General features: G+C 43.9%; 1 protein-coding gene. It reads left to right on the forward strand.

Annotated elements, in window-relative coordinates; all coding sequences use genetic code 11:
- A partial coding sequence (locus AACQ14_RS24070) for a hypothetical protein (RefSeq protein WP_339366072.1) occupies positions 1-223 on the forward strand: 223 nt, incomplete at both ends.

Below are 223 nucleotides of genomic sequence, written 5' to 3' on the forward strand. Positions count from 1 at the left end.
AAAAGCAATTGCCCGATTTAGATCTGTATACTGATGGCGTTAAAGTCTATACCACTTTAGATGCAAAGATGCAGCAATATGCAGAAGAGGCTGTCAGAGAGCAGATGAAGGTAGTGCAGCGAAACTTTGATGTGCATTGGCGCGGATTAGGAGAGCCTTGGCGTGATGAAGAGGGAAAGATAATACCTCGTTTTATTGAAGATATTGCGGCTCGTAGTGATGC

Source organism: Vallitalea maricola (genome assembly GCF_036985595.1).
GTDB lineage: Bacteria > Bacillota > Clostridia > Lachnospirales > Vallitaleaceae > Vallitalea > Vallitalea maricola.